Source organism: uncultured Aquimarina sp. (assembly GCF_947495315.1).
Lineage (GTDB): Bacteria > Bacteroidota > Bacteroidia > Flavobacteriales > Flavobacteriaceae > Aquimarina.
In genome coordinates this window covers 676,269-697,025 of sequence record NZ_CANLYD010000001.1, presented here as the reverse complement: position 1 = coordinate 697,025, position 20,757 = coordinate 676,269, and the positions used below count along the sequence as shown (strand labels likewise).

The following is a 20,757-nucleotide window of genomic DNA, read 5'->3' as shown; positions in this document are numbered from 1 at the left end:
TTAAAAATCACCAAAACACAAAACCCATATGTCATAAATTCTACGAAAATTACACTAGCTCGAAAGAGTAGAAGATAGTCTTATACCAATATCATTTTTAGTTTGTTCTTGACTTTTAACATCGTTTATTATTAAAAAGATTCATTAATCCCAAAATAAAAACCATTATTACCATTTTCTCCAAATCCAGTATCCAAACGCAGCCAGGTACTTTTGTTTTTAAGTAATTTAAAGCGTATTCCAGCTCCTGCACTGGGTTTCATATTGCTTATGCTAAAGAAATTTTCAGGATTACTTGCTACTTCGCCTACCAATCCAAAGGCTGCTATTGTCCATCGTGGTCTAAAACGCCATCTATACTCTGTTTGTATAATATACATATGGTTGTCTGTAAATCTACCATAGAAATATCCTCTGGCACTATAGCTTCCACCAAATTTAGCCAAACCTTGAAAAGGTGCGTCTCCAAAAGTATTCTCACTATAGACTTGCATAGCCAGAATACTCGTTTTAGTTAATGGTTCGTAGGTCCGCAAATCCAAAAAGAATTTATTATACCCATGAGTTGCCCCTAGAAGTTCACTAGAAAATTGAGCATTAAGCTTATAATAACGTCCGGATAGAGGAGATCCAATATCATCTCGGGTATCTAAATTAAAAACAACGCCTAGCCCGCTTATAATTGCTCGATCACTGCCTAAAACTGTCTCAGCATCTAGAATTCCTCCCTCTTCAACCTCGGTAACTTCATGGTTTTCGAAGACATACTCAAATCCGAAATTAAGATTTGGAGGTAAGCGTCTTAGGTATCCCATTTTTAGTTTATGCGAAGTCATATTATAAACTTCCTCATCTCTATCTGGTGTACTATTACCTATGCCCCAAAATAAATTAGGGTATATTTCCCAAGTATAGTCTATATCAATAAAATAATCTCCTTTGCCTAAATAGATTTCTGGTTTGACTTCAAATAGAAACTGTTCATTTAGTGTGTAAATTCCGCTAAATAGAATGTTTGATTGGCGGTCATTATAGATATTGCTTTTATTTAATAAAAAAAGTTGTCCTCCACCTCCAAAACCAAATTCAGTTTCTGGCGTATAAAAGGCAATAGGAACTCCTATAAATTGAATACTTTTTGTGCTTGCTATCGTATCCGTTTTAAAAACAGTCTCTTTGCTTTGAGACCACGAAGTAGTAGAAAATAGAATAAGTACTAGAATATATGTTAGAGCTTGCTTTTGCATCAAAATTGATCTACTAAAATGTTAAAACCAAATGAAAAAGAAATATTACTTATAAAAATATCTTCTGATGTTACAGTATTAGCGGGAAGCGCCTCCTGATCAACATTAATCCATAATAAATTTAATTTGAGTCCTAAATCGAAGGTTACCAGATCAAAAAACGCATATGAATACCCTATACCTACTAATGAACCAAAGCCTCCACCTTCGCCAAGTTGTTGCACAAAAGAATCGGCTTGTTCTATACGGGTTTCATCTTTGTAACGTACATATCCCGGTGCTAATTGAAAAAACAAAGAGCCCTGTTTATTCTTGGAAATAAAATAGGATACTAATGGAGCTATAAATATATTTTCTGATGTTCTTTCTACAATACCGGAGTTATTACTTCGATTTAGTGTTAACGTCCCACCTATTAAAAATCTATCTTTAATAAACTTTCCTGTGATAAGATTGATTCCAAATTCATTAGTAGAAGTATTTTCTCCTGTACTTTGTAACTTAATAGTACTAGAATTAATACTACCTGACAAACCAGTAAACCATCTTCCTTTCCGAAAAGGAGTTACAATAGAATCACTTTCTTTTTCTTGGCTATTTCCTGTTAAGCTAACAATAAGCAGTAACACAATTATAATGTTAAAGTATTTGTTCGTATACATGATTTTTTTTGCGTCTAATCCTCCTTGATTCATATGATATGACAATACTACTTTTATAAATACAATTACCTTTTTAGTTTCATAACCTTTCCTCCTCTTAAGATTGTAAGTTCAAGAGGGTCCGTAGGTTTTAGGTTTTTGCCAAACTCTCCAAGTTTTACCAGAGCCTCATCCGTAAGATCAAAGACAATTCCATTAAATGCCATAATAATATCACCGCCAATAATGAGCTTTTGACCATCGATAATAGCTTCTGTATCTCCTCCTTGTAATCCCATTTTATGTAATACAGACCCAAAAACCACACGCTGTACCAACAATCCACTTCTTTGAGGAACGTTAAATAATCGCTGTGTTTTACCTGTTAATGGATATGAATCAAAACCTAACCAAGGTGTTCTATTATTTAGCATTAAATTTTTGGTAATATTAGCAGTAGCAGCAAAACCAATACCTTCAAAACCTCCTGATTTAGTGAGAATTTGACTAACGACACCAATAACTTCTCCTTTCATATTAAACATGGGGCCTCCAGAATTACCTGTATTGATAGCAGCATCAGTTTGAATAAACTCTGCTTGAGTAAAAGGATTCTTACCTTTTTTATTTTTTATAATACCACTCACATATCCTGAAGATAGGGAATGGCGATATCCAAAAGGGGCACCAACAATAAACACCTGTTCTCCTATTTTTACTTGATCTGAGTCTCCAAAAGAAACAGTTACTGCATTTTTTTTTGGAAAATCTAGTTTGATCAGCGCTACATCCGCTGATTTGAAAGTAGAAATCACTTTTGCAGATCGCACTTCTCCATCAATAAATTTGACTCTTAAGGTTTCAGCGGCATCAACAACATGTGATGCAGTAATAATTTCAGATTCTGAAACCATAAAACCAGATCCCAATCCTTCAGAAGTAACTGTTTTGGTAATACCACCATTAGACTCTAATTTTGCTTCCTGCGTGAAGATGACCACCACTGCTGGATTTACAGTTTCATAAATTTTAGAGAGGTCTTGCGCCTCACAAAAACTACTTAGCAATATAAAAATAAGGAAGAATGTATTTTTCATCATTGAATTTAAAAAAGAGTGTTATTCTTGTATTAAAAGTGTTTTGCTACTTTAAAAAACTGGCTTGGTTTTAGAGCATTGTAAGATTCATTAAAAGTAATATAAAAAACTTCTATATCAAATATCTCTAAATACAATTGCGGAGACCAAAAATGTTGATCTTTTTTGAGAATACGTATAAACACGTGATAATGGATACTGCTTATCTTATTAAGAACAATCATCTTGATTATTAGTTCGTTAAACCTCTGATCAATATTAATTGTTAGCGGATAACGATTATTTATCATAATCTATGTAATTCTGCCATAAGTATTCCATATTTTGCAAACCAGGAAATCATAATACTTGTTGTTTCTATTTATGGATTTAGTCAATGCTCTATCAATTATATCCTACCAATCTTTATTTTTTGCTCTATTAGTATTTCTAAAGAAGCAAAAAAATCAACCCGATTGGTTCTTAATTTGTTTCTTCATTTTATCATTCGCAATCATTCAGTTTAACATATTCACAAATTTTAACTATGATATAACTCGTCTCAGTTACTTTTTTATTTCGATGCCAATTGGTTCACTAATATTTTCGATATTATACCTATACGTATCTTCACAAACAAACAAAATTGGGTGGAAAGATTATGTGCATTTTTTACCCACAGTTGTCATCCTTTTTCTAGTACTTTATAACTATACCTTTTTAGATTTTCAGAAAAAAGTGGAGGTAATTGAATATATATCGATTAACGGATTAACTTTTTGGATTAAAACAATTAGATTTTTAATCCAATTTCTAATCATTCCTTTCTATATATACTTAACATGGCGAAAAATAAAAAGTCATGAACGATTACAATTAATGCAACTTTCATATTCTGAAGGAATCAGTATTAATTGGTTGAGACGTTTATTGTATAGTATATTCATTATCTGGGTTTGTCTTATCATTTGTTATTTTATTATAATCAAAACAGGTTTTTCATATGATAAAATACAGATATATCCCTACTTGCTTTTTTCTTTATCACTGCTATATATGGGAATATATGGTATCAGAAACGATATCGCTCTTACTGAAATTGGTGGAATATCCGAAAATAATAATTCGAACAAAAAACAAATTGACAAAAAACAGGATGTAAATAATACTATAGAAAAAAGTCAGTTTCTAGAGTACAAACAAAAACTACTAAACTGCATGTCTTCTAAAAAACCGTATCTAAATCCTAAACTATCACTGCGGTCCTTAGCTGACATATCAGAAATCCCCTATTATCATCTCTCAACCATTTTTAAAATAGGATTGAATACTACTTTCTACGATTTTGTAAACCAATATCGAGTAGAAGAGTTTATTGAGAAAGCGAAAAAACCAGAAAACAGTAAATTCACCTTACTTACCTTAGCTTTTGAAGCAGGCTTTAATAGTAAATCATCCTTCTATTCCATATTCAAAAAGCACAAAGGAATTTCTCCTTCTGATTTTGTTAAATCCAAGCTTTAAGAATCATTTATTTTTTGATTTCTAAGAATATAGTTGATTAAAATATCATTATAACAATATTCTTATTGTTAAACTTAGAATATAAGAACATTAAACAAAGAAATGTTCAAACACTGCTAATGAGTCCAGATTGTTCAATCTGGACTTTATTCAAGCTAGTATATTTCTAGTTTCTAGATTAAAAATAGTCCTTAGCGGTTCATAATTCATAAAACAACCGCATTCATGAAAAATAGCTTATTAACATTTCTATTATTTACTTGCTCCATCACAATTGCACAAAAATCCACCGACAATTTCAAAGGAAACTGGAAAATGGAAGAAGGTTTCATAGTTAATATTACCAAACAGGCAAATGGTTTTCTTGGTACTGTTATAGAAAAAGACAAAGTGATTTTAGAAAATATCTCTTTTAATAATGATCAATGGACCGCAACATTGATAAAGCCTAAGGATGGTAAAGAGATGAAATGCACATTACTCCTAAAAGGTGAAAAACTAAATATTACCGTAAAAAAGGGATTTGTTTCAAAGACACTCACTTGGACCAAACAATAATTACTAAACACAAATCAATTAAACTCAATCCTCATGAATTTCAATAAGACTTATTTCTTATTAGTAAGCTTACTAATAACAGTAACTTCTATAGTAGCTCAAGATACTAACAACTCTAAATATTACATCGGAATCTCAGCTGGATCTAGTTTCCCCTTGGGAGATTTTAATGATGCTTCTGAAAATAATGAAAACTCAGGTTTTGCCGAAACCGGAATTAAGTTTGATATCTACGGAGGATACAAATTTCAAGAAAAGCTAACATTAACAGGTACCATTCGGTTACAAAGGTATACCACAGATACTGGCGATTTAATAAACGCACTGGAAACTAATAATCCAGGAGTTGACTTTGTTGATGACTCTGATGACTGGAGTGTATTGTATGTGCTAGCAGGAGTTGCTTATCAAATAGATGTTACTAAAAAATTCGCGGTGTTACCACGCATCGGTCTAGGTCCTATGTTTGTAAATAGTCCAGATATTTCTGTTACTGCAACAAATGGCACTTCAACACTGAATTATCAGAGAGCTAGTGATGCTGTTGCCGGTTTTGGATATGAAGTAGGAATTGGTCTAAAAAGAGATTTAGGAAAACATTTCGCCCTGATGCCCACTTTTACTTTTACGGGTGGTTTTGTTACAATAGAACGCGCTACAAGAATTGGTGGAGTTGTAGTGTATTCTGAGTATCAACCTAATATTATTACGTTTAATATGGGATTGTCTTTAGCGTATAAGTTTTAATAATCGTCCATCATTCCCCGATGAGAAATTTCTCCCCCGTTATTCCTTTCTACAAAACGGGGGCGTTATTTCCCTATTCAGTTGTATCATTTTAATCAATAATACCTCAATATTCACTTACTAATACATCTTACATTCATGAATAAAATAAGTTTACTAATACTTGTGATCTTGGTTATGGCTTGCAACAATAGTTCAGATTATGTTTTGTCTGATGAAAATCCGCCAATCAACAAAGAAAGGAAAGCTCAAATAATCTCTGCATTCTTTGGTTTAGATAACTCACTCCCCTTAATATCAGCAGGTCTGTGGAAAGAAGCTCCCGGACAAGACGGAATGCCATTGGTGTTTTCTCATGAGATAGATCCTAATACGCTAGACGCGCATGATTTCTTGATTACCACTGCAAACGGAGAAAAAATGCAAGTAGATTTTGTTACATTAAAACCTGCCTCAGAAGCATTTGAGCTACGAACAGTATTGCTAATTGGTGAATACGGAAATGCGCCAGAAAACGAACCTGTAGAAGTAGAAATTATTGGCGAATTACAAAGCAGAGATGGACAAGAGATGCAAGGACAGAAAATCGAAGTAACTCCGCTGAGTGATGGCCCTTTTATAAGTTATGCAGAACATTTCGTTATTGACGAAGTGTATCCTTATAACAATGAGAAAAAAGGTTGCGATTGTCCAAAAGATGAAACTACAACTATTGTACGAACCGTATGGGCAGGAGGCGTTGTCGCAACTAATGGCGAAGAACTCGGAATAGATCAACTAGAAAACTTTACAATAACCTTAAGAAGAGATAAAACATCCATAAAAGTAAAGCCTTTTCTAATAGCTGACCTTAATGATAATGACAATAACATCGACTTATGTATTAAAGAAAAAGGCACCCCTATTCGTGTAGAAGTAGATGAACATATAGTAATAGATCCAAATCAAGATAAAAATCCAAAGACATCTTCTGAAATTGTATCTCGATGGTAATAACAATAAACAATTCTAGAAATATGAAAAAAATAAGGGTACTTATTGTTGTTTTAATAACTATTCAAATGGTGGATGCTATACTACATCTTACTATAGACAGAATCGAACCATTGAGACTTGTTGCTAACTTAATTATTATTCTATCAGTTGCCTGTATTTTAAACTTTAGGAAACTAAGTTTTAACATACTCATGTCTAGTCTTTTTCTATATGTACTATTAAACTCTATTTGGTTTGGGGGATACATAAGCAAAGTAATCCATGAAGATTCCGGATCATCAGAACTTTTCTTCATCTTTCTTCTTTTAACTATTGGTTCACAGTTTTTCATGATCCATACAAATCTTACTATCAAAAATGAAATTGATTTAACTACTACGAACTCATTTAAAATTAAACAATAAATAACATCACTTTTAAAATAGTACCTGATGAAAAATAAAACAAAAAGCATAGTATCATTTTTAGTATTCGTATTCATTCTAACCACCGGATGCGCACAGAACAAAACAGTAGTAGAAGGAACCTCTGAAGCCATTGGAAAAGATTTGGATTTAGAAGCTGTAGCTGTCTTGTTTGGTGAATCTGAAAATCTTGAAGATTTTGAAGAAAAACTAAATAACCCGGAAACTAAAATTTCTAACCTAGATCTGAACAATGATGGCGCCATAGATTATTTAAGAGTGCTAGATAGTTCTAAAGAAGATATTCGTTTAGTAACTATCCAAGCAGCTGTCGCGAAGGATACATTTCAGGATGTTGCCATCATAAATGTAGAAAAAGATACTTCGGGAAATTCTAAGGTTATAATCACAGGAAATGTCAAATTATATGGGTCGGATTATGTAATTATCCCCACCTATACCACTCCTCCTGTGGTTGTAAGATGGTTTTGGGGATCTACGTATAGCATTTGGGTATCTCCATACTATTTTGGATACTACCCAACTTACTACAGACCTCGTCCGGCATATGCTACAACCAGATATAGAACCACTGTTCGCAGGAATGTAAATGTTCGAACAACAACATTTAGAGGATCTTACACCAAAAGGCGAGTTCGAGTTCGATACTAATAAATGCATCTTATAATTATACCTATATGAAAAAGTCAGCTTTCATTTTTTTAGTTACCTCAGTATTTATCGTAACATCTTGTAAAAACAACGATTTTTCTACGAACATTCCAAGTGTTGAGCAAACGCAGTTTACGGAACTACCAAGAGACTTACGGAATTATAGATATGGAGAAGTTATTCCAATATTCCAAAGCAGCTCTACAATCTATGCAGAAGTATATAATACTATCCGTTTAAACAAACTTCCATCCAATCTATGGAAGAAACTGAATGCGGATGAGTTAGCAAAACAGTATGGAGCAAAGCTTGTAAAGCTTAACGGCCCTAGATATTGGGTGTTAAATTCGATGCAAGGAAGCGGAAAAACAACCACTGGAAAAACTGTAAATTTTGGTGGCATAGAGATGAAGCTTAGAGCCACATTAGAATTTAAAATTTGGGAAGGAGCTCAACTTGATGGACATTATTCTGAAAATGAAGTTAGCCGACAAACTATTTGGATATATAATAAAGGAAATATGATTTATGAACTAACCAATCCAGATGGGGAAGTATATCGAATGCAATCCTATTCTCAAGAAATTGACTCAACCCTAAGCATTAATGATCTAGAAACATTACATAAACGGCTTAAACTACCAAAAGGATGGTCCTATAGAGCCCGGATATTAGAGGAAGATTCAAAACTTAACTCAAATGGGAAAGCCTATGTGATTGCAGATGAACTAAATAATGCATATCAAAAAATAGATTCTGAATAAGTTCAAAAGTATTGGGTTTTTATATGCACAGTGCTCATTGGTTCTGCAAAAAGTCTATTAATTTTTACTGATATTATTTAGAATTCAGGAGTTATTAGTAATGTCAACTTTTTTTGATTTCGTATAGCTCGGAATAAAACAAGTTTCAACAATTCATAAAAAAATCATAATAGTACTATTTTAAATTAAAAAAGTTAATTTTATACGATTATTAAACCAAAACTCATCAACACGCAAATCATGACAAACTACTTCACTGGACTACTCTTGCTAGTCTTTATATCCGCCTTTGGACAAACACAAGAAGAAAAACTACAAGAAAGGCAAAAGAACAAAGTAGAGATATTCGAATCCAATGAAAAAGACAATTTACAAGTTTTTGTTGCCGGAGAAGTGGATAAAATGAAACTAACAGAAGACCTTAGAGATGACTATTATGGTATTCTCTTATACTACACCAATAAAATGGGACGTATCGGAGATAAGAATAAAGGATATACAGAAGCCGAGATGAAAACGAAGTTTGACGCTATGGTGATTCAGCTTAATGATGAGGTCAAAGAATTTCTAACAGACGAGCAGTATAAAATACACCGAGAAAGTTTCGGTAAAATTGTTACTAGTGTTTACAATAGAAAAGGTTGGGTCAAGTAGCATATATCAATCATCATAACTTAGCTAAAGATATGAGGTTCAAAAACATTTTTATCAGTATATGTTTTGCTTTTTTTTCAATAACCATTTTTGGACAAACAGAAGGTATTGAAGAAGATACCAAACCTGTTTTGGAAATATTCAAGAAGGAAGAAACCAACTATATCGAAAATTGGATGAGGGATCTTATTACTGATGAAGCGATGACTCCAGAAACAACTGCCCGATTTAAGGTTATTACTTCCTATTATGGTTTAAAAATGGAGCAGCTTAGTGAAAATACCAAACTGACCAAGATTGAAATTATTGATGGCTTTAACAACTTGGTAAAACAACAAAATAAAGAGCTTGAACAAATATTGCCCTTAGAACAATTCGAGAGTTTCTCTAAATTTTATGATAAACTATCCTGGTCAGTAAATAAGCGACTCAATCAATTATAAACTATTATTTTAATTTATAGTATACACGCATCATTTTAGTAATATGAAAAATATAAGATTACTGCTCTTACTTATCTTCGTGCACTTGTCAGGATATTCGCAATCCTCTAAAACAGTGACCATAGGTATTCTTGCCGATACATCATCAGAAGAAACAAAACCCTTACTTTCTACATTAAAAAATGAAATAAAAGGTGTTGTTGGACAAGATGCAACGATCGTTTTTAAGGAAGTACTGGAAAACGGATTTAATGTGACCATAGCAAAAGAAAACTACCAGTCCCTCGTTAATTCTGACACGGATATCATTCTAGCCTTTGGGGTGATCAATACGCTTATTATTGATAAAGAAAAAAAATATCCAAAACCTGTTATTTTGTTTGGATCCGCGAATAGTGATTTTTATGACTTTCCGGAAGATCAAAAAACTTCGGGAGTTGCTAATATCACCTATCTTATTGCGCCTTTTTCATATACAAAAGATTTGGATGTTTTCGAATCTCTTTACTCCTATAAAAAAGTGGGTATTATCATCGACGATTTCTTACCAGGTATATTACCAATTAGAAAGTTATTAGACGACTATTTTGAGAAAAAACAAGCTACTTATACATTGATTCCTCTTCAGAATAATCAAAATATAGCGACAGATTTAGATGATGTTGATGCAGTATATCTTACCACAGGATTTCATTTAAACGATACTGAATTTAAAACATTGGTTACTACGATCAACACAAAAAAATTACCTTCATTTTCGGCCTATAGTATCGAAGATGTACAGAGAGGAATTTTAGCATCTAACCAACCAGAAACATATATCGATCAGTTTTTTAGACGTATTGCTTTGGATATAGAAGCTATTATTAATGGCACGAATGCTTCTGAGTTACCCATCTACTTAGAATATAAAAATAAACTTTCTATAAATGCTAATACTGCAAAAAAGATTGGGTTTCCATTACGTTATAGTTTATTGGCTACAGCAGATTTCATAGGAGGTAATAATGATGAACAAGTAGGTACGTCTTATTCTATTATCGATATCATGAAGGGAGTGGTTGCTAAAAATCTATCGCTTGATGCAGAAAGAAAAAATATTGAGTTAAGTACTCAGGATCTAAAAACAGCGAAAAGCAGTTATCTTCCTAATGTAACCGCCAATGCCAGTGGCTTATACATAGATCCAGATGTTGCAGAGATTTCTAATGGTACTAGTCCTGAGTTTTCTACTTCTGGAAACGTAACATTAGAACAGGTGATTTACTCTGAAGGTGCCGGAGCCAATATTACAATCAGTGAGAACCTACAAAAAGCACAAGAGGAAACTTATAATGCAGCAGAACTAGATGCGCTATTAGATGCATCTGTAGCCTATTTTAATGCATTGATTTTAAAAACTAATGTTGAAATTCAAAATCAAAATCTTCAGGTCACAAAAAAGAATTTAGAAATAGCAGATCAAAACTTTGCTGCCGGAGAATCCGGAAAGTCTGATGTACTACGCTTCAGAAGCCAGTTAGCACAGAATACGCAGAGTTTAATTAATGCAGAAAATCAAAAACAACAGGCTTTTAACGCGATTAATCAGTTAATGAATAACCCTATTGCAACTGAGATTGATATCGATAATGCCGAAATATCCGAAGGAGTATTTGAAAATTATAAATATCAGGATTTTAAAGAAATTCTAGATGATCCAAAACTAAGACCAGCACTTATTGAATTTTTAATCGAAGAAGCAAAGAAAAATGCTCCTGAGTTAAAAAACATTGGATACAATATGGAAGCTACCCAACGTAATTATCGATTGAATAATCTGGGGCGATTTGTACCAACAGTAGCGTTACAGGGTCAATATAGTCTTGCTTTTTCAGAATCAGGTAAAGGATCAATAGTGCCTGATGGTTTTCCTAATGTTCCTGATGGAACCTATAATGTAGGTGTAAACCTTTCCTTACCTATATTTCAGCAAAACCAGCGAAACATTAACAGACAAACGGCAAAAATTCAGGAAGATCAGTTATTGGTTCAGAAAGAAAACGTAGAACTGAATATCGAAAGAAATGTGAACGACATTTTGCTAGATATGATCAATCAAATTGCAAATATTGAAATATCCAAAGTATCAGAAGAGGCTGCCAAAGAGAGCTTAGACCTTACTCAAAACGCATATTCTCAAGGAGCAGTTCCACTGATTCAGTTAATCGATGCACAGACAAATTACTTACAAGCACAGCTTGCAAGAGCAACAGCCAATTATGACTACTTATTAACATCAATGCAGTTAGAAAGGGCTATAGGATATTTCTTTTTAATGAATGATGAGGCGAGTAATCAGGATTTTATTCAGAGAGCTAACCAATATATTTTAAATAAAAACTAATAAACCACCTATGAAATCTATAAAGCATATAGTACTTATGGTATTTTCATTACTAATGATAAATGCCTGTAAAGAAAAAGAAGTTATAAAAGAAGAAGTACTAAGACCTGTTGAATATCAAGTTGTAGGTAGTTCTAACGCTCAAAAGGTGAGAACCTTTAGTGGTATCGCCAAAGCTGGTGATGAAATAGAACTAAGTTTCAGAAGTACCGGAATCATTACGACTCTCGATATCAAGGTAGGGCAAAAAGTAACTAAAGGTGATCTGATTGCTAAATTAGATAATGTACAGGCCAATCTCGCGTATGAACAATCAGTTTCTGCCCTGAACAGTGCCAAATCTGCTATGAATACTGCAAAATCAAGTTTAGATCGTATTAAATCCTTATATGAAAAAGGGAGTAATTCCTTAAGTGATTATGAATCTGCCAAAAACTCGTATCAGAGTGCTTTAGATCAATACGAATCTGCAAAACGAAATAAAAGTATCCAGCAATCTCAGATCAGTTATGGATATATCAAGGCGCCAAAGACAGGGATCATTGCTGCAAAAAACAGTCAGTTAAATGAAAATGTAAGTGCCGGGCAGGTTATTGCGATATTAAACGCTGGAGATCATACGAATATCGAAGTAGGCTTACCAGAAAATGTAATTAACAAAGTACAATTAGGAATGAATCCCGAGATCTCATTTTCTGCTTTGGGTGATAAGAAATTCTCCGGAAATGTTATTGAAATTGCCCCTATTGTAGGAGAAGGTTCTGCTTCCTATCCTGTAAAAATTGATATTACAGATTCAACTAAAGAAATAAAACCTGGGATGACCGCTAATGTTACTTTTAATTTTGGAAATACGCAAACCAGTAGTGATACTGCATTAGTAATTCCGGTAAAAGCTGTTGGAGAAGATGGCGAAGGTAATTTTGTTTTTTTAATTGAATCTGAGGATGGAACCAAAGGTGTTGCAAAAAAACATCGCGTAGAAATTGGAGAACTTACTACAGATGGTTTTAAAATTAAAAGCGGTCTTGCAGAAGGGCAAAAAATCGCTACCGCAGGGCTTCAGACCCTGCTAGACGGACAAAAAGTGAAGTTACAATAACTACTATCAAAAGAAGAATATATGAATTTTGCTAAATTTTCTATTGAAAAAAATCGTGTTGCTCTAAGTATTCTTGCTGTAGTGATGGTAATGGGGATGGTTTTTTATGCTTCACTTTCACGAGATAGCATGCCGCCATATACGATTCGTGTGGCATCTGTTGTTTCATCATTTCCAGGAGCAAGTCCAGAACGTGTTGAGGAATTGGTAACGGACAAAATTGAGAAAATAGCGCAGGAACTCCCTGAACTAAAAAAAGTAACCAGTACTTCTAGAACCGGACTTTCCATCGTTCAGGTAGAGCTAAAAATGGAAGTTGCTCCTGAGCAGTTACAACCAGTTTGGGATCGATTGCGACGTAAGCTAAATACAATACAAGGATTACCAAGTAATGTACAACCACAATTGAATGATGATGGTATTGGAGAAGTATTTGGTATTGCTGTGGGAATTACCAGTGATGGATTTTCATATGCTGCTATGAAGGAACAAGCAGATGATCTTCGTGATGATCTGATTAAGTTAGAAGATGCAGCCAAAGTAGAAATCAATGGAGCACAAGAAGAACGTGTTTTTGTGAAATTTGACAACACAAAACTCAAGACATATGGATTAACCTCCAGCAGTCTGCAAGGAATTATTGCAAGTACAAATATCCTGAATTCTGGTGGAGAAGTTAATATTGAAGAGGAACGTATCATATTAGAACCAACTGGTAATTTTAATGAAATAGAAGATATCAAGAGTATGCTGATTCCTATTGGGCAAAGTGGTCAAGTAGTTACCTTGGGAGATATTACAGATATAGAAAAAGGATATATTAATCCACCTAATCAGAAAGTACGAATTAATGGAAAAGATGCAATTTCGTTACATATCTCCTTAAAAGAAGGCAGAAATATTATTCAATTAGGAGAGGAAATTGATCTGCTATTGTCAGCATGGCAAGCAAAACTCCCTGTAGGATTAGAAGTTTCTCGATTAGCATCTATAGACCAATATATCGATCTTAAGATTAGTGATTTTTTAGGAAATTTGATGCAAGCCATTGCTATTGTACTAGCAGTAATGCTTATTTTCTTAGGATTCCGTACAGGAATGGTTATTGCCAGTTTGATTCCGATTGTAACGATTACGACATTAATGGTCATGGGACTTATTGATATAGGTCTTAATCAGATAACACTAGCGGCTTTGATTATGGCATTAGGAATGATGGTGGATAATGCTATTGTAGTGGCAGAATCCATTATGGTGAAAATGGAAAATGGCATTGAAGTTAAAAAAGCGGCTATTGATTCGTGTGCCGAATTATTTATGCCTTTATTGATTTCTACGCTAACAACTTCTGCAGCATTTCTTGCATTTTTTATGGCAGAATCTGTAATGGGTGATATTATGGGACCTATTTTTGTAGTAATTACAATTGCTCTCTTATCTTCCTGGATTATTTCGCTAAGCATCATCACTTTATTCTGTGTATTTTTTCTAAAAATTAAAAAACGAGCGGATGGCAAAGTTGGCTTTTTGGACCGTATGATTGATGGATTGAAGTCCAAATATAAAGATCTTATACTAATCGCTTTAGCATGGAAAAAATCTGTTTTGATAAGTATTGTAGTATTGTTCTTTTTATCACTTTATGGTTTCACAAAATTGGCATTTGTATTTTTCCCGGATAGTGATCGTAATATGATTACGATAGATATTAATTTACCTCAAGGAACAAAAATTGAAAGTACTACAGAAACCATATTAGCTATAGAAGAATTTATAACGAATACTCTAAAAGTTACTGAAGAAAAAACAGATGGTATCGTAGATTGGTCTTCGTATATTGGAGAAGGACCATCATCCTATGATTTGGGGTATAGTGCCGATGAGCCCAATTCTAATTACGCTCATATTTTAGTCAATACTTCCTCTTTTTTGGTAAATAATGATATGGTAAAGCAACTAGATGCTTTTTGCTTTGATACTTTTCCTAATGCAGATATAAAAGTCGGGTTGTTAGGATCTGGCGGTGGAGGAACTCCAATAGAAATTAAGGTTTCTGGTGATAATCCGGATAAACTAGCCAGTATTGCCGAAGAAATCAAGGCAAAACTCTTTAGTATTTCAGGAACTAAAAATATTAAGGATGATTGGGGACCTAAAGGAAAAAAGTTTGTCATTGATATTGACCAAAATAAAGCACAGCTAGCAGGCATTACAAATCAGGATGTAGCCATCTCTCTTCAAACTGTATTAGATGGTTTTCAGGCAGGAGAATTTAGAGAGAATGATAAGTCTATTCCAATTGTAATGACCAGTAATCAAGGAAAACAGCAATCCTTAGCTTCTCTGGAAACGCTTAATATCTACGGCCAAAACTCTGGAAAAAGTGTTCCTTTATTACAAGTGGCGAATATCATTCCGCAATGGCAATATTCCAAAATAAAGCGATTAAACCTTACACGAACCATCAATGTATCCAGTGAATTAACCGAAGATGGAAATGCTTCAGAAGTGACTGCAATAGTAATTCCATGGTTAAAAGAACAAGAATCAATATGGGGAAAAGAATACACTTATACATTAGGTGGAGATGCAGAGAATAGTGCAGAAAACATGGGCGCTGTGGCTAAATATTTACCACTTTCCGCTTTTATTATTGTCATGTTATTGATTATTCAATTTAACTCTTTTAGAAAAATGACAATGATTGTTACTACCATTCCTCTTGGTGTGATTGGTATGGTAATAGGTTTATTAATTTTTGGAGTTCCTTTTGGTTTTATGGCGTTCTTAGGTGTAATCTCCTTAGCAGGAATCGTTATCAATAATGCCATTGTTTTAATAGATAGGATAGAAATAGAAGAAAACGAATTGAAACGAAAACCTCAAGATGCAATTATCGCAGCTTGTATTCAACGTTTTCGACCTATTCTTTTAGCAACATTTACTACAGTACTCGGTCTAATTCCATTATATCTAGGTGGAGGAGAAATGTGGGAACCTATGGCGGTAACTATTATGATTGGATTGTTATTTGGTACTGTGATTACCTTAGTATTTATTCCTTCATTTTATAGTGTATTATATAAGGTGGATTATAAAGAATATGTGTTTGATGATACGTTGTTGGAGTAAAAAATTGCTTAAGAATTTATTAAATGACTAATATTTAGGTTTAACATACCTAACGAACCGTACTAAAAAACTGCAGTATAATGCAAAATAAAATTTTGATAGTCATTTGTTTTCTTGTAATAAGTATGGCACAGGCACAGGAAAAAAATCATATTAGCATAGATCCTATTTTACCTGTTTTTGGTACTATTCAACTTCAATATGAACGAGCCATTAGTGATAAAATTAGTGTTGGAATTTCATTAGGATTAAAAACAGGTTCAGGGATATTTAGAGTTTCGGGAATTAACGGAGATCGAATTTCTATCGATGAGTTTAATTTTAAAGGAATCAAGATCTTACCAGAATTCAGATGGTATACTCAGAAGTCTAGAAATGGGTTATTTGGTTTTTATGTTGGAGCCTACGCAAAATATCAGAATTTTACCGATGAAATCTTAGGTGTTTATACTGATAGTAATCAAATGAACAGTACTATCGAAATTGATGCCAATATAATAACATTTGCTGGAGGATTGGAAATAGGCTATAAATTAATGATCTGGGAACGTTTCTTTATCGATTTTTTGATTGCAGGACCTGGCATAAGTACTAATAAGATTAAACTTGTTGAAAAGCAGCCCATACCAGATGAATTCTATGATGATGTATCTGATGCGCTTTCTGAATATGCTGTTTTTGATGGACTTAATCTTGATTTCCGTATAAATGGAAATCAGGATACTGATATTGTACTTCCTGCATTTCGCTATGGAATAAAATTGGGATACTCATTTTAAAAAAATTTAATGATAAGAAAATTAAATTATAACCATTTTGGATTATTTTTTATCAGTAATATTTATTGGATAACAAGCTCAAATTTAAATTTAGAACGTTAGAGATTTATTATAGAATTAGAAATCCCTTTTCCATAATAAAAAGCTAATCAAATTGATTAACTAAATTTATATTTAATGAAAAAACTAAAACATCTTCTAATACTACTACTTGGAATGATTACCTGGAATTGTTCTACAATCAAATTGATTGATTCCTGGAAATCAGAAGATTTTCAAGCAGTAAAAAGTAAGAGGATTTTGGTCGCTGCAAAAAGCCCTGATTCTGCTATTCAGAAATCGTTTGAAAAAGCCATAGTATCAAAACTGAAAGGACAAGATATCGATGCTATCGAAATGCATAAGGTATTCCCTAGTATCAAAGATAAAGAACAACGAACAACAGAAGAGGTTCAGCAAATTCTACAAATGTTCAAAGAAAAAAAAATAGAAGGCTTATTAATAACATCATTAAAACAAACTATCGAAACCAATAGTTCTTCGAAGCCCGAGCGAGGAAAAATTCAACTAGAAAATAAAAGAAAAGGCACTTTTACAATAGAAGATTATGATAATCTAAAAGATTTGCCAGATCTAGACAAATTAGATTTTGATACATCTGTAGACTCAAAGACTACATCTACTACGTATATTTTAGAATCTATTACCTACGATTTAGCTTTAGAAAAAGATCGACAATTAGTTAATGTATGTCTTTTGGATGTTGTAGATCCTGACGCTGCTGACCAAGTTCTAAATGCCTTTGCTAAGGTAATCTCTGATCAATTTAAAAAATAATTAATGTGCAGTTAGGTAAATCAATTTACAGGAATTCATTGATACTGCTTCTTTATTTTGCTTGTACTGGTTGCGCTATTAAAGCCCCTATTATTCATAATCCAATATATAACGGAAAAGGAGCTAAAAAACTAGCCGTATTTCTAGATGGCACTAATAATAATGAAGGGAGTCATACCAATATATCCAAACTTTATAATCTAACTACCCTTCAGCAGAATCCAAATGTAAGTGCCGTATATCTAAGAGGAGTCGGAAACGGAGCAGATATATTGGGTATGGTGGCAGGTTCAGGAATAAGACGTGAAGTATGTAAAGCGTATTTATATCTGGCAGAGCATTATAACCATCAAAGAAAAGATGAAATCTATATTTTCGGATTTAGTCGTGGGGCATATGCATCCAGAATACTAGCAGGCCTAATTTACGTAGCAGGGATTGTAGATGTTAATGATATTCCTAAAGAAAAGCGTTTACAATTTATCAAAAAAATCTATAATGCGCATAAAATTAAAAAGACCTTAGAAGATCGAAGAAAAGATGTTTTTAAAATAACAGGGAAACTCTTAAACCCTGATGATTATAAGATCGATTTTATGGGGCTTTGGGATACAGTGGCGGCTCTTGGAGTTCCTAAATATGATGAGGAATATTATGCGCCACAAAATAATTATTTTGATCAGTTATGTAATGTAAAAAAAGTAGTACATGCGCTATCACTTAATGATAATCGAAGTTCTATATTTACACCAGTACTACTAACACAACAGCGTATGGTATCGACATGTCCCGAGATAAAACCAGAAAATATAGCTAATGAAGTTTGGTTTTTTGGAGCACATTCTGATGTAGGCGGAGGCTATAGAAACACCAATATTAGTGGGGTTTCTCTAAACTGGATGATTCGTCAACTTGAACCTTATCAGTTGCTTCCTTCTGATACCAGGGTATATGAAGATCGTTTTGACAAAACTAATAATCCGTCAAAAGGCTTTGTTCGTTTGTTTTATCCCAAAAGCAGTCGTAAGCTTTCTTTTTTAGTTTCTAAAAATGGTTATAAAAAAGAAAAACTAAGAATTCATAAATCCGTTTTAGATCGATTAAAAGTATCTTTACAAACCTATGAGATTAATCTCATCAAGCTTTTTAGCGAATGTTTTGAAAAAAATCAAATAGGAGGATATGACTATAATACTGATTCCGATTGTTTTATAGTGATTGAATAATTTAATATGATGAAAAAATTGTATCCATACCGTTTTGAGCTCTTTTTATTTAGCCAGATAGCCATTCTTTTTGGGTCTCTACTAGTTCCCGGAAACTTTTTTGAGATTGTTATATCTCCCCTACTATTTCTAATCAACTTGGTAGCAGGTGTCTTATTGATTTCAAAGAAGAAAAAACTAATGTGGTTTTTTATTGCGTTGCTAATAGTATCAGGAGTTGTATTTAGTGCAGATATCTTTGATAGTCAAAACAGTAAGCCTCTTAAGTTTCTTAATATGGGAACGTACTTTTTGTTTTATACGATGGTTACTTTTGAAATAATCAAACAGATTTGGGAAACTAAAGTCGTTAATAAAAATATGATCTTTGGATTGATTAGTGGATATATTTCGCTGGGACTTATCAGTTTTTTTATTTGTTTAAGTATAGAATTGGCATATCCCGGTTCTTTTGAAGGACTCAATGCAACTATGAGTCAGCAACAACAATTTACCGAACGGATCATGTACTATAGTTATATTACTTTAATGACTATCGGCTACGGTGAGATCGTACCTGTCACTTCCCTCGCACAAAAAGGATCTATTTTGATCGGTCTAATCGGTCAGTTCTATTTGGTGATCATTACTGCAGTCGTAGTTGGAAAATATATTTCAGGAGCAAAAAGAGAATAATTAATCCTAACAGGTTTAATACTAATCTAAAGAATTTATCGACCTAAAACTGATTATATGTAGTTTATTAAAAGAACCAAAAGATTGATACCCCCTTCCCTTCTACACCATTATCCGGTACTAAGAAGCGTAGCATGATGTTCCAGCAATACTGATATCTTTTTTAGAGAAATTACTAATCATTATTGTTGTTAAAATCTGGTTAATATGAGGTTTATATACTAGATAAATCACTAATACCCTTATATTTATGATATTAAGAAATTTTAGCAATAATATAGATCAATAATAATTTGAGCTATTTTTATGACAACCTAAATTTTCAGAATTATTACCCTATGAATGACAAAACGCAAAATAGCATCCATTTTTTTAGGCAATTTGTCTTTATTTTTGTGGTGTGCACTATGGTCATTCAGCCCGTTACACAAACCTTTGATTTCTTATTTCAGGAAGATTACGAATTAGTGAACTATGATTGGGACAAAAATGCTGAAAAAGAAAAACAGGAAAAAGATAGTAAAGATGAAAAAATAGAAATACTACTTACTAGTGATTATTCTTACCAGTTTACAAATAATAAAAAATCACTATGCCCGTGGTCACAGACTTCTTTATGGGATGTACATCTAGAGATCCCTATACCTCCTCCAGAACAGGTATAACGGTTTACAATTTGTTATAGTATATCAAAAGTATACTCGTAAAGCATATATATATTTTCGGAATAGTTGCTTTACCAACAATCTAATCAATTATAAATAAATAAAAACTTGTAGAAATCTATTATAGATATCAGCCTCTATAAGGACAATCACATTTAAAAAACAGTTTATAAACAACATCCATCCTTAGCCATTCCTAAAAAGGAAGGATGAAAAAGTCTCCTCACCA

20 protein-coding genes are annotated in these 20,757 nt (G+C 33.1%); 17 read left to right on the top strand and 3 right to left on the bottom strand.

Annotated features, from left to right (window positions below; genetic code table 11):
* Positions 1-131: 131 nt before the first annotated feature.
* From Q0910_RS02850 to Q0910_RS02840, 3 genes are read right to left on the bottom strand one after another with little or no spacing between them, the layout of a single operon-like run.
* A complete protein-coding gene (locus tag Q0910_RS02850; protein ID WP_299212380.1) occupies positions 132-1,247 on the bottom strand; it encodes a BamA/TamA family outer membrane protein in 1,116 nt (371 codons plus the stop codon).
* Positions 1,247-1,942, bottom strand: a complete 696-nt coding sequence (locus tag Q0910_RS02845) for a hypothetical protein (protein WP_299212377.1) — start codon at positions 1,940-1,942, stop codon at positions 1,247-1,249. The genes Q0910_RS02850 and Q0910_RS02845 overlap by 1 nt, the downstream gene beginning before the upstream one ends.
* A 32-nt stretch (positions 1,943-1,974) precedes the next feature.
* On the bottom strand, positions 1,975-2,985 hold the full coding sequence (locus tag Q0910_RS02840; RefSeq protein ID WP_299212374.1) for a trypsin-like peptidase domain-containing protein: 1,011 nt from the start codon (positions 2,983-2,985) through the stop codon (positions 1,975-1,977).
* Between the two features lie 858 nt (positions 2,986-3,843).
* Here Q0910_RS02840 and Q0910_RS02835 point away from each other — a divergent pair.
* From Q0910_RS02835 to Q0910_RS02755, 17 genes are all read left to right on the top strand, one after another.
* Positions 3,844-4,488: an AraC family transcriptional regulator gene (locus Q0910_RS02835; RefSeq protein ID WP_299212371.1), complete on the top strand. Its 645-nt coding sequence runs from the start codon at positions 3,844-3,846 to the stop codon at positions 4,486-4,488.
* A 225-nt stretch (positions 4,489-4,713) separates the two neighbouring features.
* A complete protein-coding gene (locus Q0910_RS02830) occupies positions 4,714-5,046 on the top strand; it encodes a DUF2147 domain-containing protein (protein ID WP_299212369.1) in 333 nt (110 codons plus the stop codon).
* A gap of 33 nt (positions 5,047-5,079) precedes the next feature.
* Positions 5,080-5,793, top strand: coding sequence for an outer membrane beta-barrel protein (locus Q0910_RS02825; protein WP_299212366.1), 714 nt, complete (start codon positions 5,080-5,082; stop codon positions 5,791-5,793).
* 138 nt (positions 5,794-5,931) lie between these two features.
* Positions 5,932-6,786: a hypothetical protein gene (locus Q0910_RS02820; RefSeq protein WP_299212364.1), complete on the top strand. Its 855-nt coding sequence runs from the start codon at positions 5,932-5,934 to the stop codon at positions 6,784-6,786.
* A gap of 23 nt (positions 6,787-6,809) precedes the next feature.
* On the top strand, positions 6,810-7,193 hold the full coding sequence (locus tag Q0910_RS02815; RefSeq protein ID WP_299212361.1) for a hypothetical protein: 384 nt from the start codon (positions 6,810-6,812) through the stop codon (positions 7,191-7,193).
* Between the two features lie 27 nt (positions 7,194-7,220).
* Positions 7,221-7,865 (top strand): hypothetical protein, encoded by a 645-nt coding sequence (locus tag Q0910_RS02810; RefSeq protein WP_299212358.1) that lies wholly within the window; start codon positions 7,221-7,223, stop codon positions 7,863-7,865.
* 26 nt (positions 7,866-7,891) lie between these two features.
* Positions 7,892-8,629 (top strand): hypothetical protein, encoded by a 738-nt coding sequence (locus Q0910_RS02805; RefSeq protein WP_299212355.1) that lies wholly within the window; start codon positions 7,892-7,894, stop codon positions 8,627-8,629.
* Between the two features lie 240 nt (positions 8,630-8,869).
* Positions 8,870-9,283: a hypothetical protein gene (locus Q0910_RS02800; RefSeq protein ID WP_299212352.1), complete on the top strand. Its 414-nt coding sequence runs from the start codon at positions 8,870-8,872 to the stop codon at positions 9,281-9,283.
* 32 nt (positions 9,284-9,315) lie between these two features.
* Complete coding sequence (locus Q0910_RS02795; protein WP_299212349.1) at positions 9,316-9,726, top strand: hypothetical protein; 411 nt, start codon at positions 9,316-9,318, stop codon at positions 9,724-9,726.
* 43 nt (positions 9,727-9,769) lie between these two features.
* Positions 9,770-12,112, top strand: a complete 2,343-nt coding sequence (locus Q0910_RS02790) for a TolC family protein (RefSeq protein ID WP_299212346.1) — start codon at positions 9,770-9,772, stop codon at positions 12,110-12,112.
* A gap of 10 nt (positions 12,113-12,122) precedes the next feature.
* Positions 12,123-13,214 carry an efflux RND transporter periplasmic adaptor subunit gene (locus Q0910_RS02785; protein ID WP_299212343.1) on the top strand — a complete coding sequence of 364 codons (1,092 nt, stop codon included), beginning with the start codon at positions 12,123-12,125 and terminating at the stop codon, positions 13,212-13,214.
* Between the two features lie 21 nt (positions 13,215-13,235).
* Positions 13,236-16,346, top strand: coding sequence for an efflux RND transporter permease subunit (locus Q0910_RS02780; protein ID WP_299212340.1), 3,111 nt, complete (start codon positions 13,236-13,238; stop codon positions 16,344-16,346).
* Positions 16,347-16,426: 80 nt separating this feature from the next.
* On the top strand, positions 16,427-17,125 hold the full coding sequence (locus Q0910_RS02775) for a DUF3575 domain-containing protein (RefSeq protein WP_299212337.1): 699 nt from the start codon (positions 16,427-16,429) through the stop codon (positions 17,123-17,125).
* Between the two features lie 177 nt (positions 17,126-17,302).
* Positions 17,303-17,962, top strand: a complete 660-nt coding sequence (locus Q0910_RS02770) for a hypothetical protein (protein ID WP_299212334.1) — start codon at positions 17,303-17,305, stop codon at positions 17,960-17,962.
* A gap of 5 nt (positions 17,963-17,967) precedes the next feature.
* A complete protein-coding gene (locus tag Q0910_RS02765; protein WP_299212331.1) occupies positions 17,968-19,188 on the top strand; it encodes a DUF2235 domain-containing protein in 1,221 nt (406 codons plus the stop codon).
* A 6-nt stretch (positions 19,189-19,194) separates the two neighbouring features.
* Positions 19,195-19,863 carry an ion channel gene (locus tag Q0910_RS02760; RefSeq protein WP_299212328.1) on the top strand — a complete coding sequence of 223 codons (669 nt, stop codon included), beginning with the start codon at positions 19,195-19,197 and terminating at the stop codon, positions 19,861-19,863.
* A 338-nt stretch (positions 19,864-20,201) separates the two neighbouring features.
* Positions 20,202-20,528 carry a hypothetical protein gene (locus Q0910_RS02755; RefSeq protein WP_299212325.1) on the top strand — a complete coding sequence of 109 codons (327 nt, stop codon included), beginning with the start codon at positions 20,202-20,204 and terminating at the stop codon, positions 20,526-20,528.
* Positions 20,529-20,757 lie beyond the last annotated feature (229 nt).